The following is a 2,240-nucleotide window of genomic DNA, read 5'->3' as shown; positions in this document are numbered from 1 at the left end:
CGCCGTCTCCAAAAACGGCAACCGGCTATCAAACCCCCGACCCTCACTCCCCCTCGGCACACTCGCACCAAGCCAGACCTCCACAAAAGAAGCCAACCCACCACTGATCCGAATATCCTCCACGACTAAAACCACCCACCCAACAAACCCTGATCACACATCACACACCCACCAACCAGACACACACCACCCAAGGAGGCCTCGTCCGGGGAAGCACCACCGATCCCGAAGCCACCGAAGCCGACCACGGCCACCAAACCAGCCAGGAACAAAACACCGAACCCCAGCCCACCAACAACCCCGACCCGGGCCCCCACACCCCCGACCCCGACCCCGGCCCCCGCCCGCACCCCGGCCCGCATCTTCACCCGCGTCTCGATCCGCTTCTCGATCCAGGCCTCCACGAGATCCAGGACGGCTAACTTCTCGCCGTCCGGCACACCAGAGCCGACAGGGCCCTTCTCACTCATCACTTTCCTCGCTCGACAGACAGAAGAGACCACAACACCGACACCCCCGCACACAGCCGCCCTTCCGGATCCGGAAACACCAAAGACCGCGCAGGCCTTCACACAAGACCATGCGCCAGCACCAGCACCGTGTGCCAGGGCTACGAGATATCGGCCCGGCACCAGAACACGTCACAGACACAGAGCACGCGCGCCGCCCCTCGGCCACGCCCGCCCACGGGCGCACCCCAAGCAAGAACACAAACACCCGGAAAAGCACGACAGCACACCACCACCCCCACGACAGCGCAGCCCCGCACATCAGCTACGAAGTGCCGTCCGCAACCGAACCCGCCGAGCACAACCCGAAAACCGCACCGACAGCCCACCGCCGGACAATACCTGCTCACAGGAACCGGCCCACACCGAACCCCCGCACTTACCACATCCTAACCATCTGAACCCGCCAACAGATCGACGACACCCACTGAACTTACGTCCTGGTCGAACACGTTGGTCAGCGTTCGGCAGGTCACTCAGCGAAACGCTGGGCGTCGGACAGCCGGGATCGATTGGGAAACAGAAGATCATGGCCATCGCCCGGGAACTGGCCGGGTACCCCCTCGGCGGCGCCGACCTGCTGCGCCGTGCAATGGGCAAGATCGATGAGAAGGAGGAGCTCGTACGCGAACTCGCGGTAAGAGCTGGCGTGACCGCCTCGGCAGCCGCTCCAGTGCGCTGCATCCAGGACAAGATCACCCGCTGCATCGACAACGGATGGCTCATCGCTCCCCTCAACGACGCTGTGCGACACGTTCTCGAGCTCGGCACCCCCGCCTTCCAGCAGCGGCTGCTCACCGACGCCTCCCGGCAGGACGAACGCAACGATGTGCTGTGCCACCCGCTGGTGCTCAACCGGTGGCGGGACCAGCTCACCCAAACACTGGTCGCCTTCGCCGCGGCCGCCGGCACAACCCGCACTGCACGGGCCTGCACGATCTGATGCTCCAGCAGACGCAGCACACCCCGGCGCAGCTCGAGCGACTCCACGTCCGGCGGCGCCTGTTCGCCGCACTGCTGCAGCGCCGCGCTGAGGCCATCCGACTGATCACCTCGCTCAACGATGCACTGTCCGTGGCCGAGCGCCGCGACCCCAGTCACGCGGTGCTGAAGCACGTCTCCAATCAGGACTACAACGAGCTGGTGCGACGCCACCCAGAGCAGTACGGGCACATCCGTGCGCGCCTGTCACCCTTCGAGACCCGTGCCGGCCGTCTGCAGATCCCCGGCTCGCGCACGGAGCTGCACCGCCAGATCTTTGAGGAACTGGACCACCGGTATAGCGAATGACCGGTCGGACCAGGGGCGGCTGCCGCCTGCACTTGCGTGCCGCCGAGGGAGCGGTTCGCCCGGCGGTCTACTCAGCGGTTCAGAGCAAAAGCGTGTCCGCCTCGGTCTCCTGGGGGTCTTCGGGAAAGAAGCCGTTTCGGCCCGGCCCCGTTCCGGCGAAGCGGTAGATGCAGGCTTCGGACAGGACATTGAGGGGCGGATCACCGTTCTCGATGATGACGGCCTGACCGCGGAAGTCGAGCATGCCTGCGTAGAAGTGGTCGACCACGTGCGAAGTCATGTCGACGTCCTCGCCGACTGGCTCGTCGTCCATGATGGGGTCCCGATAGGTGACCACCGGCGAGTCGAGAACGATGAAGCCCGGGTGCGGTCTGCCATTCTCCAGACAGAACTGGGCCAGCGCGGTGGTGAATGCGGAGTGCAGGACGGAGCGCACCCCTT

The 2,240-nt window shown here is 65.3% G+C and carries 3 protein-coding genes and 2 pseudogenes; 3 read left to right on the top strand and 2 right to left on the bottom strand.

The features are described 5' to 3' along the window. Window positions 1-125 precede the first annotated feature (125 nt). Window positions 126-470, bottom strand: a complete 345-nt coding sequence (locus ACWCPY_RS43160; RefSeq protein WP_451274662.1) for a hypothetical protein — start codon at window positions 468-470, stop codon at window positions 126-128. 483 nt (window positions 471-953) lie between these two features. Between ACWCPY_RS43160 and ACWCPY_RS43155 the strand changes: the two are divergent. From ACWCPY_RS43155 to ACWCPY_RS43145, 3 genes and pseudogenes are all read left to right on the top strand, one after another. After that, window positions 954-1,118 (top strand): annotated as a pseudogene (locus ACWCPY_RS43155) (reverse transcriptase N-terminal domain-containing protein); the annotation flags it as partial. Next, on the top strand, window positions 1,039-1,452 hold the full coding sequence (locus ACWCPY_RS43150; protein WP_451274660.1) for a hypothetical protein: 414 nt from the start codon (window positions 1,039-1,041) through the stop codon (window positions 1,450-1,452). The pseudogene ACWCPY_RS43155 and the gene ACWCPY_RS43150, both read left to right, overlap by 80 nt. After that, entirely contained in the window at window positions 1,452-1,799 is a 348-nt protein-coding gene (locus tag ACWCPY_RS43145; protein WP_451274658.1) for a hypothetical protein, read from the top strand. The genes ACWCPY_RS43150 and ACWCPY_RS43145 overlap by 1 nt, the downstream gene beginning before the upstream one ends. Before the next feature lie 79 nt (window positions 1,800-1,878). On the opposite strand, the pseudogene ACWCPY_RS43140 reads toward ACWCPY_RS43145, so the two are convergent. Next, window positions 1,879-2,240 (bottom strand): annotated as a pseudogene (locus tag ACWCPY_RS43140) (hypothetical protein); the annotation flags it as partial.

The organism is Streptomyces sp. NPDC002403 (assembly GCF_053593015.1).
The sequence above is the reverse complement of the archived record's forward strand: the minus strand, read 5'-3'. Positions and strand labels throughout refer to the sequence as shown.